This window comes from Microcystis wesenbergii FACHB-1317 (genome assembly GCF_014696875.1).
Taxonomy (GTDB): domain Bacteria; phylum Cyanobacteriota; class Cyanobacteriia; order Cyanobacteriales; family Microcystaceae; genus Microcystis; species Microcystis wesenbergii_A.
This window is the reverse complement of sequence record NZ_JACJQV010000128.1, coordinates 13672-28056: the sequence shown is the minus strand read 5'-3', so window position 1 is coordinate 28056 and position 14385 is coordinate 13672. Positions and strand designations below refer to the sequence as shown.

Genomic DNA, 14385 nt, shown 5'->3' with positions numbered 1-14385 from the left:
GCTATTAAGCGATCGCTTAATAGTTCAGCTACTAGACAGCCACAACTTTTTTGCTGACTTGGGTTAATTGCCCTTTAGCATATTTGGCTGCGTAGTCATCGAGGGACATTTGTTTGATTTTGCTGGCGTTACCGGCGGTACCAAATTGTTGATAGCGATCGGCACAAACTTTCTGCATATACGTGATCGAGGGTTTCAGGAAGAAACGGGGATCAAACTCTTTCGGGTTGCTGAATAGCGCTTCCCGAACTGCGGCGGTAATTGCTAAACGGCAGTCGGTGTCGATATTGATTTTACGCACACCACTCTTGATGCCTTTTTGGATTTCTTCCACGGGAACACCGTAGGTTTCAGGGATAGCGCCACCGAATTGGTTGATTAATTCGAGGAGATCTTCGGGAACCGAGGAAGAACCGTGCATAACCAAGTGAGTATTGGGTAAGCGGTTATGAATTTCTTCAATGCGGCTAATAGCGAGAATTTCGCCGGTGGGTTTCCGGGTAAATTTGTAAGCGCCGTGGCTAGTACCAATGGCTACTGCTAAAGCATCTACTTGGGTTCTTTCGACGAAATCCACCGCTTCATCGGGATCGGTTAACAGCATCGAGTGATCTAATTCTCCCTCAAAACCGTGGCCGTCTTCCGCTTCTCCTTTACCGGTTTCTAGGGAACCTAAACAACCGAGTTCTCCTTCCACACTAGCACCGATCGAGTGGGCAACTTTTACCACTTCAGCAGTAACGTTAACGTTGTACTCGTAGGTGGCGGGAGTTTTAGCATCCGCTTCTAAGGAACCATCCATCATGACACTGGTGAAACCGTTACGGATCGCCGAGTAGCAGGTGGCGGGTTCATTACCGTGATCTTGGTGCATCACGATGGGGATATGAGGATAGGTTTCCACCGCGGCGGTGATCAAGTGACGCAGGAAGTTTTCCCCTGCATATTTGCGCGCACCGCGAGAAGCTTGTAGAATAACGGGGCTGTCGGTGGCTGCCGCCGCTTGCATGATCGCTTGGATCTGCTCCATATTATTTACGTTAAAAGCGGGGATGCCATATCCGTTCTCAGCCGCGTGATCCAACAATAACCGCATGGGGACGAGTGCCATATCCTTTACTCCTTAATCTATTTCTTGTTTTTTGTCTCTTTAAATTCAAGAAAGTTAATTCTCTTACCTGTTAATCTTAAGATAGTTTTTACACTTTGACGATCCCCAAAAAAAATTTTTTCGGGTTTCGTCCTAAGATGACCACAATCTCCGTCGCGGCGGGCCGTTAAGTAGTTCGTGTGTATCAAATAACAGCCGGGGAATCGGCAATTTTTCCGGGCAGCGAGGTAAACAATCACCGCATTCAGTACAATTATTCGCTTTGCGTCCGGGGAACCAATGACCGGCATTTTCCAGCATTCGATAGCGATACTGGCCAAAATCGGTCATTTCGTAAGCTACTGCCAGATTCCGCAGTCTCAACACTTCAGGGATATTAATATTTTCGGGACAGGGTAAACATTGATAACATTGGCTACATAAATCTGTAGCCAATTTATCGGTTAAATGTGCCTCTAAACGCTTAAAAACGGCAATTTCTGCCGCATCTAGGGGCTGATCTCCTTCGCATACGTTAATAATTGTCTCTAATTCCTCTGGTATCGCTGCCCCGACGCTGAGGGTAGTAATGCGCGGATCGCTCAATAAAAAGCGATAATTTAGCTCTAAGGGTGAAAAAGGAGCGCATAATTCCTCTAGCTTCTTGGGAGGTCTGTGGAGACCCCCTCCCTTATCAGCAGGGGAAATAATAAACACACCCATGTCCTTTGCTTGGGCTAAAGCGATCGCCGGTTGCTGTCTTTGCCAAAAAAAATAGTAATGGATATTGACAAAAGCGAAGAAATCTGTATTGATCGTCTCCAGAATAATTTCTAGGGGTGCATGGGTAGAAAAGCCAATATGACCGATTTTTCCAGCTTCTTGGGCCAGAAAAACGGCTTTCATGCAGCCTTGCGGGTCTTTAATCCAGTTTAAATGCTCGCGGGTGTTAATACCGTGAATTGCTAGACAATCGAGGTAATTTAATTGTAATCGTTCTCGGGATTCGGCGATCGCTTTTTCCATAGTTTGGCGATCGGGAGTGGGGACTAATTTCGTGGTCACATAAACTTGCTCCCGCACCCCTTGACGCTGCAGATAGCGACCGAGAAAAACTTCGCTATTACCGTAACCTCTGGCTGTTTCTAGGTGATTAATCCCCAATTCTAGGGCGCGATCGACTGTTGCAGTAAACACCGACTCTGAGGACAAACAGCGCATTGTCCCCAGGGAAAACAGCGAAAATTGCCAATTAGTACGGCCAAATCGTCGATAACGCATTGATTCAGTTATCAGTTATCAGTTATCAGTTATCAGTTATCAGTTGTCAGTTGTCAGTTAGAAGGTATTGGGGGATGGGGTGTGGGGTGATGGGGTGATGGGGAAATGGGGAAATGGGGTGATGGGGAAATGGGGAAATGGGGAGAATAAATAAAAGCCATCTCCTGACTACTGAATCCTGTCTCGGAGTCTCCTGTCTCCTATCTCCTATATCTCCTGAATTTTCACTGATCACTAAAATCACCGCGACGTTGGATCAGGTCTGAGGGGCTAAGATTGGAGACGAAATTGCGAAAAGCTTGACGTTCCTGCTCATCCGCGTCACGATCGACAGGGATAGAAGCGGAAGCGATCACTTCTTCCATTACCCAGACAGGACTGTTGGTACGCAGGGCAATGGCGATCGCATCACTGGGACGACAATCGATTTCTTTTTTGACTTCGCCGCGCTGGAGACAGAGAACAGCATAAAAGGTATTATCTTGGAGAGAATGGATGATAATCTTTTCTAAATCCATGTCCCAAACTTTAAAAATATTAGCGATCAAATCGTGGGTGAGGGGACGAGGGGGTTTTTGTTGTTCGAGGACGGTGATAATGGCCTTAGCCTGATCTTGTCCGATGTAGATAGGTAGGGCGCGACGCTCGGAACCATCCTTCAGCAGTACAATGGGACTGCGAGTGATAGCGTCTAGGGCAATTCCAGCGACTTTCATTTCGATCATGACTATGGCTTCTCCAATATAGAGATTCAGCTAGGGAAGGAGTGGGAAAGCAACCTGAATAATATGGTGCTTCGTTACACTCACAGTATGCCCTAAGATGGCAGGGATTAGCCTCATCTTTATTGACATCCTCGCCGCCCTAAAAGTGCGGCGATTCCTAAACCTCACGATTTAAGTTTCTGCTTCCACCACCGTCGCATACCACAGTTAAAAAACCATGTACTGTCTTACACAGAGTCCACAGACTTTCGCCCCATTTCAGAAGCCCGATTCCGTGTGTCCCACGGTACGTTGACCGCCTATAGCTTCTTGTACTTGTTGCGCGCGACTTTTTACCCGGCCAAGCTTTTCTGGTCGGAACCCCCTAAGCCGAGTTTTCAAGGTGCTGCGCCGTCCACTTGGTTTTCGAGACTGGCCTTTTAATTCTAACGTAAAGCCAACCTAGAACGGCGGGGTTTCAGACCCAAAATTTCCGATGAAAAAAATACATCAGCTGCCGTCAGGCTTGAATCAGTGATCAGTAATCAGTAATCAGTAATCAGTGATCAGTATTCTCCGAGTCGGGAGTCAGTATTCAGGAGATTGCTTTTATTTATTCTCCCCACACCCCACACCCTACACCCTACACCCTACACCCCACCTCCCCACTTTCCCACTACCCCACTTCCCACACCCCAAATAAATTACTTAATTTGTGCTATGATAATAGTTTTGGGATAAATTTAAATAGGAGCAGACTGTCTGTATGTCTCGTTATAGAGGACCGCGCTTGCGCGTTGTGCGTCGTTTAGGGGAATTACCGGGCCTAACCCGTAAAAATGCCCGTCGTGCCTATGCACCGGGGCAACATGGCCAGGCCCGCAAAAAACGTTCAGAATATGCCATTCGTCTAGAAGAAAAACAAAAACTGCGTTTTAACTACGGTGTCAGCGAAAAACAATTAGTTCGCTATGTCCGCAAAGCTCGCCGGGCTACTGGTTCCACTGGTCAAGTGCTGCTGCAACTCCTAGAAATGCGTCTTGATAATACCGTTTTCCGCCTCGGTATGGCTGGGACAATTCCGGGGGCGCGACAATTAGTCAATCACGGTCACGTCACCGTTAACGGTAGAGTTGTGGATATTGCCAGTTATCAGTGCCGTCCGGGTGATGTGATTGGAGTTAGAAATCAAGAGCGTTCCCAGGATCTCGTCAAAAGAAATATGGAATACCCCGGTTTAGCCAATCTGCCGAGTCATTTGGAATTTGACAAAAACACCCTTGTGGGCAAAGTGAATGGCGTTGTGGAAAGAGAATGGATTGCCCTCTCGATTAATGAACTGTTAGTAGTGGAATACTACTCTCGGAAAGTCTAGGAAAAAAGCCTTTTCCAGATACCTTGAGGACGCAATTGGCAGCGTCCTTATTTTATTGGTTAAATTTAGGTTGAAAGATAGCAAAAATACGATGCTAAGTAGCTGGTTATAATTAAATTTAAAATGGATTTTAGGTTTGATCCCCCCTTAGTCCCCCCTTAATAAGGGGGGCATCTGATAATTTTTAATGCCTACCTAGTTAATAGGTTTTTAAGAACCAATAAATCTCACTTTTTCTACTCCTTCAATCATCTCTAAAGCCAATTGAGCAGAGGTAAATGAGCTACTATTTTTAATAGCTATAGCTAGGTTGTTAATATTGATGACCTTTTTATTTTCATCCCTCCAAGGAAAAACATGAGAATCAATGTTTTTACCACTTCTCAATTGTTTGTAGGTTTTCTTCTCATCATCCAAGTCTAGTCCGAAATGTAAGGTTTCTGGTTTTTGGTGAATATCTAATGTTTTGATTTCTCCCTTAAATAAACAGATTAAAACATTAGCAGAAAGACGTTCCATCCGTAGTAATTCAATCTTGTTTATATCATCTTCATTATAACCATCAACGAGTAAACCCGGCCAACCTGACACCACATCTGAACGGAGTAAAAAACCAGTTACTATGGGGTAATTGTTAACAGCAGGATTTGTTTTATTTTCTTGATCCTGTTTATGATCTGATGTAGTTACTCGACCAATACTAAAGGCTCCATCTAATAGGCATTCTATCCAAAGGGAATCAAGATAGAAGAAACGAATTGATTCTACAGGTAACATCTGTTCATCGGGAACGAGATAATTAAAGGGTACACCTTTAAGAAGACTTAAATCTCTAAACCAATTAGAAATACTATCAGGAAGTTCCGTATTAGGTTGATTATAAACAGGTAAATGAGTTTCTACATTTTGTAAGCTTTGTCTATGAGCGCGTTTCCAATTATAGAGACTAACGGATAAATTTTTACTCTGTAAAGCGAGTAATCTTCCTAATTCCCAAGCGGCAGAGTATGAAACATCAAATATACCATTATCAGGATTATAAATGATTAATTCATCTGCTGTACGAATGGGTAAGGTGATGTTATTGTTAGGGTTGTTTCCCGTGATTAAAGGACTATGATACCAAGAGAAGGTTTTACCTCCTTGTCGTAAAAAATGGGGTAGGGGAACATAACCCATAGATAGATATTTTTCGGCTTCAGTATTATTAACTTGGGGCAATCTTAGGGTACTAGGTTCTCGGTTAAGATGGGTCAAAAGTCCTTTAAAACTTTGCTTTTCATCAACACAAGAAAAACTCCAACTTTTTAGGCTAACTAAACGAATCTTATCATTATTTCCTGCTCCCTGAAAATCAAAACCGTTATTATTATAACGTCCTTCTAAGGAAACCAGATGGACGATACTTCTGCCACTTTTTTGAGGGAGTCTATTACAAATAATAACGGCTAATTCATCGCCGATTAATTTTCCTTGCTCATCTGTTCCTTGACGAACATGAGCAAGATAAGTTAAGTCTTTTTTAGTGGGTAAAATTTTTTCTAATAACTGTTTCTGGACATCAATAATTATTACTTTATCGTCTTTATGTTGTCCACTTTCTAGGGTAAAATTAGGAAATTTAGCAGTATAACTATTAATATCTTTTAAGATTTCTAGGGTAATAATTTTGGATTCGGGGTTTTCTGTTTCTTCAAATAATAATAAAGCTAACCAAGCAGTATCATTATTATTACTAACAGATTGACGTTCCCAAGGTAAGGTACTACGGTTTAGGATAATATGGGGTAAAACATTGGAATGTTCCCCTAAGCTACCATCAGGGGGAAATACAGCGTGGATGTCTGTAGGTTTTAATTCAAAGCGTTCTCCTGATACAGAAAATTTTCTAGTAATACTAAAGGAGTTATCGGTTGTGATTTTTTCTCCTTTTATTTCTTGTGTAACTTTTATTTTTTGTGTAACAGTAATCTCATAATCACCATCTTTTAAAGCTCGTTGATGATACTGAATAAATTCAATTTTCGTGGGCTCAGTGGTGGTAGTTTCTGGCATTTTTGACTCCTTTAATAGTGGTTAATTGGCTAAAACTTCAATTTTAGGCTGACCTAAGAAATGATCGGCAATTGTTTTACTGAGATTAATTTCTTCACTGTTTAAATTGAGTGCTTTTAGTAAATTATCTCTGGTGTTTTTGACTGTGTTATCTACAATAGTGCTACTAATATCTTTAGTGGTTTCCTCCTGAAAAGTGCCAATTGTCTGCCAATGATAAGCATTATCAATCGAAACAGGGCTAAATTGTAATTCACGGCGATTAATGGCTTGAGTTGCTCCTGGTTTTGGTTGTTTTTTAGGTTTAATTTCTAATCCAGATAGGGTATTTTCAATAAATTGATTACCATTCAAACTAGGGGTTAAAGATTCGCCCCAAAGTGCGATGGGAACTTTTTTAAATAGGGGAATACAAGCAAAATCTTCGTCAAATTCTGTTGAGTTTAGCGTTGTACCATTTTTATTAATACTAATCGTTAATTCTGAGGTTAGCTCAGAGGCTGTTACTGCCATGGGGCCAATGCCAAACTTGGTATTAATTCCCTGAGTATTAAGATTAACATGACAAGTTTTAATGGGAATGACTGAATTAGTGACTAAGCAGAAATCATTAGGATTAATGATCCCTAAATCTGTTTTATCATCTTCATTAACTTTCCTGACTAAACCATCTTTAACAGCAATGCTACAAATAGCATCATTAGCAGGGAGAAAAGAGGGTTTAAATTCTTCCCATTTAATGGCTGTGGGTTCTTGCGAAGCACTGCTACCAAAGCGCACATCAAAGGAAATAATCCAAAGATGAATATGGGCAATCCCTGTAAATTCGGGTCCCCAGATGTGTAAATCTGCCCCTAATTGAACGGTAATATGCTGAGTCCCGAAAGATTGGAAAGTATAGGAAACCCCCATATCAACATAGATAGGAATACCATAGTGATAGGGTTTCCAAGACATGAGAAAGTCTGCCCCGGCGTTAAACCAAGCACTCAGAGGACCACTATTCCAAGTGGCTTGGAGGTGTCCCCCTGCCATAATAGCGGAGGGAGTTAGAGCAAAATAAGCATCGGCTTTGAGGAAAAGTTCTGGGCTAACTTGCCAATTAAGCCCAAGGCGAGGAACTTTCGGATAATGGTCTGGGACTTTAAAGAGGGGATGATAACCTCCTAAAGTGAGGACAAAATCACCGTCATGTTCGTTAGGGGCAAACCATGTATAAAAGGCAAAACCCCCAGTGAGATGACAGGCTTTAGAGAGGATATAGGAGTTGGGGGTAAGTTGGGCGATAATACCGAGGAAACCTTCCGCCGGCAGGAAACTGGCTTTGAGGGCAAGTTGTACCTCGGCAACCGGGGAGACTCCTGGGCCTGGATTGGGGGGGGCGATGAGGGTGGCTAAACCCAAGATATTCAGTTCAAAGCGGTTGCCAAAGGCGACGGTAAGCAGAACAAAGGCATCAATGGTTTTGAAGGAGTTGAATTTAACGCCAATGGCGAGGAATATTTGTCCGGTTTCGGGAGGAATGTAGTCTCGAAGTTTGTTTAGTTCTTCCGTCAGTCGTGCAGCTTTGTCTAAGTTAGAGCCTTCAGCAGGAGGAGGGCTAATGGCTTCGGCAACGAGGGGGAAGGTGGCAACTTGGTCAATGGTGGGGACTTTGAGGGCGCGGTTATAGCCAAACCCGGCGGCTAATCCAGTGACGAAGAAGAAGGATGGTCCACCGATGGGATAGTCGAGGAGGGCGTAGATAAAGAGGGAGGGATGCCCATCAACATAAGCATAGGAACCAATGGCAGAAAGGGTGAGGTCTTTGCCTTTCGCTTTGAATTTGATGACAGCCGCCCCATCGTATTCGTCGTAGGTTTTTCCGTCTTTGGTGACTTGGGTTCTGAGGAATGCGCCGCCGATTTCTAGGGTATCGCTGCCTTTGTAGTCGATGCCGATGCCTTTAAGGTCAAATTTGGGGTCAAATTGATTGAGGGGGGAGTTAACGCCAAGTCCATCGAGGGAGAGGGAAAGTCCAGCTAAAGATAAGCCCGCATCCAGCAAAACCCAGATTTTTGAGTATTGGTATTTAATACCAACTCTCTGAAAGTGAACAGGGCCAAAGGCTTTTTGCATTTGAAACCATTTAGTTCCATCATCAATGGGAGTAGGAGTCGCTGAGGGAGTGACAACGGAATTGGTGTTATTGGAGGAGGAACCGGTGTCTTGGATTTGACCCGTATTTTTATTAATAGCGATGGGGAGTTGTAATTGTTGGATTTCGCTTCCCAGTTGAATCGAAGGGGTTAGGTCTAGGCGTTGTTTAATCTCGGTGGTGGGGAGTTTAATACCACCGTCAGGATATAAAGTATTGAAAGTTTGTAGTTCTGTGGCTGTAAAATTCGCTTTAGTTACTAAGACTTGTAGGGAAATTTTAAGGGTTTCATTGGGAGGAAATTCCTGTCCGATTAAGGGAAGGTTAGACAGGTTAATGCCACCACCAATATTTAAACCAAAGAGAAAGTTAGTTAAGCTTTGTTGTTTAGCATACACAAATAGGGCATCTTTGAGGCTTATTTCTAGCCCTTCGGGAATTTCATCTTTGAGTTGGGGGTCAAGATAACCAATTAAGTCCTTAATTTTGACCGTTTTTTCATCGTGGTAAGCGGCGAGGAAATTAGTAGAGGTTTTATCTGTCTCGAAAATGAGGGCAAATTTTAAGCTGCCAATGGTGATATGTCCGTCAAAGTGTTTTTTATAAGAACCGTCTAATTGTTGGATGATATTAATTTGAAGAATTACATCAATTATTTCTTCTTCGATCTCCAATATAGATTCACAGGTAAAGTAGAAATTCTTTGTTTCAGTATTGAAATAAGTTGCTATATTTTCAACTACTAATCCCTCAATAGCTTTGGGAAAACCTCCATCTTTTATTCCAAAGGTCATTACTAAATCTTTTATTAACAGTCCGATGGGAATTTGCTGTCCGGGTCTGGTACTTCCGGCAAAAGTCCAACCCCCACTTTCGTTGGCATTAGTCGCCAGCAGAATTATATCTACCCCGGCAATAGTCAGAACACTGTTAATTGTAGCAAAGCTACCACCAAGATTCTTTTCTATCTCTAGATGCAAATATTTAAGGGGTAAGATAGAAGTTCCTCCCAAGTTCAATTCCCAATCACTAGCCATCTCTATTTCAAAGGCGTATAACCCTTGTTTGATATCAGCACTTATCGCAAGGTCTAATATAGAGATGTGTGGCAGGTGAGCATTGGGGATTATTTCCTCGATGATTTGGTCTAGGGCGATGGTTTGATATAAGCCAAGTTCACCATAAAAAGCAAAGTCAGGAAAGACGGCTGAAGCGTTTACTAAACCCCCTCCCACCTTCCAAGCGGATAGAAGATAAAAACGAATAGGAGTCGGATCTCCGGGGCTAACTTCCCAGCGTAATAATAAACTTTCAATTGTTAATGCTTTTCCTAATAAGGGTTGATTCCAGTTTGCTGTGGTACCGATACTTAAGACAATATAAGATACCTTCAGTGGACTTAGGGATAAGTGTAAGGATAATTCACGAATTTCTAGGGTACTTAATGAGTTTATTTCCAGAGGAAAGGTATCGCTATTGTTGGGTAAATGACCACTTAATAAGTTAGTAAAAGTATCGAAACCGGGAAAAGGAATAGGTTCTGCATTTTCGATGATGAGTTGTGTACTCCCTACGGGCCAGACTATCTCTACGTTTTTAGGTGTTTTTGAGGTTCCTATGGTAACTCCCCCTAAAAAGCTAATCCCCGATCCTATATAGTTAGCATAAAGAGAGATGCTGGTATGCAAGACAAGTGAAGAAATCCCAAAACTGAAAATATTTTCATAGGTTTTAGTAAAATTTAGTTCTATCTCTAAGCGTATTTCTTCGTATTCAGGTTGTTGATTTATATATCCATAAAAAGGTAAAGATGAATCTTTATAACCCGCAAATTCTATTAGTGTATGTAAAAGTGGCATCTCTGAAAGTGCTATCTCTGAAACAAAATTTAGCCCCTGATGAATTTTACTAATATTTAAGGTAGTATCTAGTAATGTGAGATAGGATTTTGGGGTTTGATCTTTCTGAAAATTGTGGGAAGAAAAAACCAGTACCATCGGCTTATCAGAGGGAAATCGTAAGTCGTAAAAAAGTGAGGGTTGATTGCCCGCATCTGGATCTAAGTTGCCAAAATTAGTATAATCGGGAAGGTCGGGATAAGACCAAGAAAAATCCCAAACTTTCGGGAGTGTGGCTTTTAGAAGGTATTCTAACTGACCATTATATACAAAAAAGATGCCTTCGACAGCTTGCAGTCTTACTCCCAGTAATGAAGGTATTCTTGCTTGAAAATGCAAGGAATCATCCGTTTCAGTGATGGGTTGTTTTACTCCCTCAAGTTGTAATATTTCTCCAGAAAAGGCTTGTTGAAGTTGATTAGCTAAAGCTGAACCGATGGCATTCTGATCCAGTGTCAAATGACCTAAGTTGAGTTGGTTTTTGATGGATTGAAGGTGGGGATTGCTCATGTAAGTAGGTTGGTTTTTTAATGGGATAGATGAATTTTAAGCAATAAATTGTTAGACATAATTAATAAAATTATGACCCTTATTTACTCTTCTCAGTTCTCATCACTAATTTTATTATAATTTTCAAGCTCACTTTTTTGTCTTTTCACGGGGCGAATCAATTTATTCAAGTTTGATTGAGCTTCTTCTGTTCTTTTACGCTTTCCCTTAACTCCTTCGGCTTGTTCCCCAATGCTGTCAACTTCCATTGCTTCTCTATTAGGGTTGGGTTTCGCAAGTTCTTCTTTCATCTTATTAATGTTAGTTTGTATAGTTGCTTGACTTTTCTGCATGTCCTCAACCTTTGTCTTCAAATCCTGAATTTTACTCCCCAAACCTGTGTCTGTAATAATCAATTTAAGTTGGCTTTGATTTAGCTGTTCTACGGTCATCTTGTTAAAATCTTTTTTAATTTCAGTGTAAGTAGTTATTTGGGATTCAATGTCAGTATTGGCCGTTTTAAGCGCTGTTTCTAGGTCGCTGCAATTTGTCTCTAGTTGCTCTAGATTTATGTTTAGAAAATCAGGAGTAGAATTTTGTAGAATCCTCTTTATTCTAGATATTTCCGTTACTATTTGTTCTGCAAACCCGTCTATTGACTTCAGGTTATTGAATATTTTATGAAGTTTTTGATCTAAATCTAAAACTTTGCCGATAATACCCGCTTCTTCCGCGCTAGGTATCAGTTTTTCTACACGGCTTTTAATTTTTTGCTTGTACTTAGACTCTTTACCCATTGCTATATACAACGCTCTTTCTACCATGTAATCAAGGATCTGGCATTCATGTAAGTTTATGCTTTCACTTTGAGCATCGTAGATGTGGTCAAACACCTTTTGCCCATTATAATAAAGCTTGTAGCGCATCCAACGGGCTATTGGCAGATACATGAAAAAATGTCTTTCTAAATTGTGCCGGAATTGGAAAAGCTGTTTCTTTTTATTTGCATCAGTAGCAGGATTACTAATTTCATCTGACAAGGCTTTAAAAGCTGTTCTAAGAGCCTGATCATCTATGTTACCAGAACCATCTGTTTTTAATCTATATTTAACTGGCTTTGCTAACGGCACGCCTTCAAAAAATTTATCTCTTTGTGTTACTAAGTCCAGCTGAGGATTTTCCTTGTCAATACCTAATTTTTCATTTAAACTTTCTTGCGTATAACTTCCTCCTGTTACCCATGTACCCGCATTCGGTATCAAATAAGCCGTAATTCGGGCTTTTAATTTACCTCGTTCATCTTTTGTAAAATCGGTTGTATTTTGACTGACGCGACGTTGACCAGTTTCAATTGCCAGTTGTTCGGTGTTGCAGTGTTTGCTACCAGAAACAAAATTACCCAATTCTTCTGGACCGCCATCCCCATGACCAAACAGGTGACACCATTCTTGATCGGTTTTTAAACTAGAAGCATCAACAGTAGCATTTGCATCTAGTTTATTATCTTTGCGCCATTGCTTCTTAACATCATCATCATTAAGCTGTCCTAGTACATATTTAGCAAAGGAGGTAGCCGATAATTTAGAATCAGTTATTTTAGGCGTGATATTACTGGCTTTCATCCCAGGATATACATGAAAATCACTCAAGGCTTCTGCCATCGTTTTCCCCGCATCTACTCGTTCATTTTCGTTAAAACCTAAAGTGAGGTCTTGTCCACCAGCGTTGAACTTTTTCCATACCCGGTAGCCAGTATTGTCTAACTTTACAGATATTTCAATTTTTTTGATATCAAATTTATAATCATAACCAGGAATGCTCGGATTCGTAACGCGAGGCGGAAATGGGTCTTTTAGAGGCTTATTTCTCTTAGGTTCTGACGGATTAAATGTTTTATAATATTGAATCAAACTATTTATACTACCAATGACAGGATTTTTAAATCCATCTTTTTTGACTTTGTCGTAAGGCCAATTAGTAGGGTAGAAAGCATCAGATGTGTTAGTTGTGCGGTTTTGTTTAATTGCTGGAGAATTAGCTGATGTTACTAAAAAGTCTGGATTTAATTCAAACAAATAACTCCATAATTTTGCTAAGGGAAAATTTGCATCTCCATCAGGCAAATTAATTAACCATTTATAGTTTACCTCATTCACCTTATCGGCACGCATAGGATAGCCACTACTTCCACGCCCTCCCTCGCCTATATTTACGGCGGAGATATGTCCCATTAAAGTTTCCCCGTTATTGTGGTAAAAACAGTGATAGTTTCCCTTAGGAAGCTCGCAAGCCGCCTGATGTGCTAAGGCTTTAGCTTTTTCTGTTTCTTTATCATTTCTTTCAGTATCATCTTTTCCATCATCCTTTTTGAAATGAATTCTGTCTCTCAATAACTTATTCTCCGCGTCATCCTCTTTTTTTGGTAGTGTAAAGACATTTTGTCTAGTTGTAGTTACAGTATTCTTCCCCTTCTCCTTATCACCCAACTTATTGATTTGACCTCTTAATTCCCACAAATAACGATATTGCTCATTTCCTTTTCCTAAAAAATATTCAGCGTCTTCGTTATCACGCTCTTCATCTTTATTTTTTATTTTTTCATCATACTTGTAAGTTCGCTTTATCTCATAATCATTAGAACCATCTTTTTTTCCGTATTTATATCTTTGGGTATCTTCACTATTATCCAGAAAAAGCAATCTAGCGTTAGGATTTACATAAACACCGTAATATAAGTCAGTGCCATTTGTATAAGATCCCTCTGGGCTGATAGCAATGGCTGGCACGATTAAGGTTTGATCCTGAAGGGGTTTTTCATTTGTTATCCAGTGTTTTCCTCCTATCTTATTACCTGTACTATTATCAAATCTTACAAAAATTTTATTGAGCAAATTTGCATTTACAATGCGTAATCGGTTCAGTATTATTTGATTGCCAGCAGTATCTTTTACCTCATTGTTACCGTCGAGCCATTTCCAGTAGTATTTATTTTCTTCATCGGCTATTCGAGCTAAAAGTGTGTCAACATCTTTAGAAAGATGGGTGTCTTGTAAGATATAGCCAATGAGGTAATCATTGAAGTTGCATTCCTTTCCCCAGAACTCTTTCATTGAAGTCTCAAAGTCCGAGTTCCCCTTGGTTTTTGGTGTGTTTTTAGGCGTAAAATCGGCTTTAGGCTTAAAAGTTGTTAAAGCCGCTTTGAGTATAGATTGATAGTAATTTGTAATGACATCAATAGCATTGTCTTGAAACTCAACTCGCTCATCTGTTTCGGTCTTTATAGCTCGGAAGTTTCCCATGATTTGACCTACCTGTTAATAGATTAATAAGTTGTGAAGAAGGGTAAGATTTGTGTG

Annotated in this window: 7 protein-coding genes; 1 reads left to right on the top strand and 6 read right to left on the bottom strand. The window is 40.8% G+C overall.

Annotation, left to right across the window (positions count from 1 at the left end):
• Window positions 1-31: 31 nt before the first annotated feature.
• The 3 genes from fba to H6F92_RS10915 form a co-directional block, all read right to left on the bottom strand.
• On the bottom strand, window positions 32-1111 hold the full coding sequence (fba, locus tag H6F92_RS10925; RefSeq protein WP_002744497.1) for a class II fructose-bisphosphate aldolase: 1080 nt from the start codon (window positions 1109-1111) through the stop codon (window positions 32-34).
• A 132-nt stretch (window positions 1112-1243) separates the two neighbouring features.
• Window positions 1244-2371, bottom strand: coding sequence for an aldo/keto reductase (locus H6F92_RS10920; RefSeq protein ID WP_190357848.1), 1128 nt, complete (start codon window positions 2369-2371; stop codon window positions 1244-1246).
• Between the two features lie 224 nt (window positions 2372-2595).
• Window positions 2596-3096: a bifunctional nuclease family protein gene (locus H6F92_RS10915; protein ID WP_190357847.1), complete on the bottom strand. Its 501-nt coding sequence runs from the start codon at window positions 3094-3096 to the stop codon at window positions 2596-2598.
• A gap of 745 nt (window positions 3097-3841) precedes the next feature.
• Between H6F92_RS10915 and rpsD the strand changes: the two genes are divergently transcribed.
• On the top strand, window positions 3842-4450 hold the full coding sequence (gene rpsD, locus H6F92_RS10910) for a 30S ribosomal protein S4 (RefSeq protein WP_002737433.1): 609 nt from the start codon (window positions 3842-3844) through the stop codon (window positions 4448-4450).
• Window positions 4451-4660: 210 nt separating this feature from the next.
• Here the strand turns inward: rpsD and H6F92_RS10905 are convergent, their stop codons facing one another.
• The 3 genes from H6F92_RS10905 to H6F92_RS10895 form a co-directional block, all read right to left on the bottom strand.
• Entirely contained in the window at window positions 4661-6505 is a 1845-nt protein-coding gene (locus H6F92_RS10905) for a hypothetical protein (RefSeq protein ID WP_190357846.1), read from the bottom strand.
• A gap of 21 nt (window positions 6506-6526) precedes the next feature.
• Window positions 6527-11050 (bottom strand): DUF6603 domain-containing protein, encoded by a 4524-nt coding sequence (locus H6F92_RS10900; RefSeq protein WP_190357845.1) that lies wholly within the window; start codon window positions 11048-11050, stop codon window positions 6527-6529.
• A gap of 92 nt (window positions 11051-11142) precedes the next feature.
• Window positions 11143-14328, bottom strand: coding sequence for a hypothetical protein (locus H6F92_RS10895; protein ID WP_190357844.1), 3186 nt, complete (start codon window positions 14326-14328; stop codon window positions 11143-11145).
• Window positions 14329-14385 lie beyond the last annotated feature (57 nt).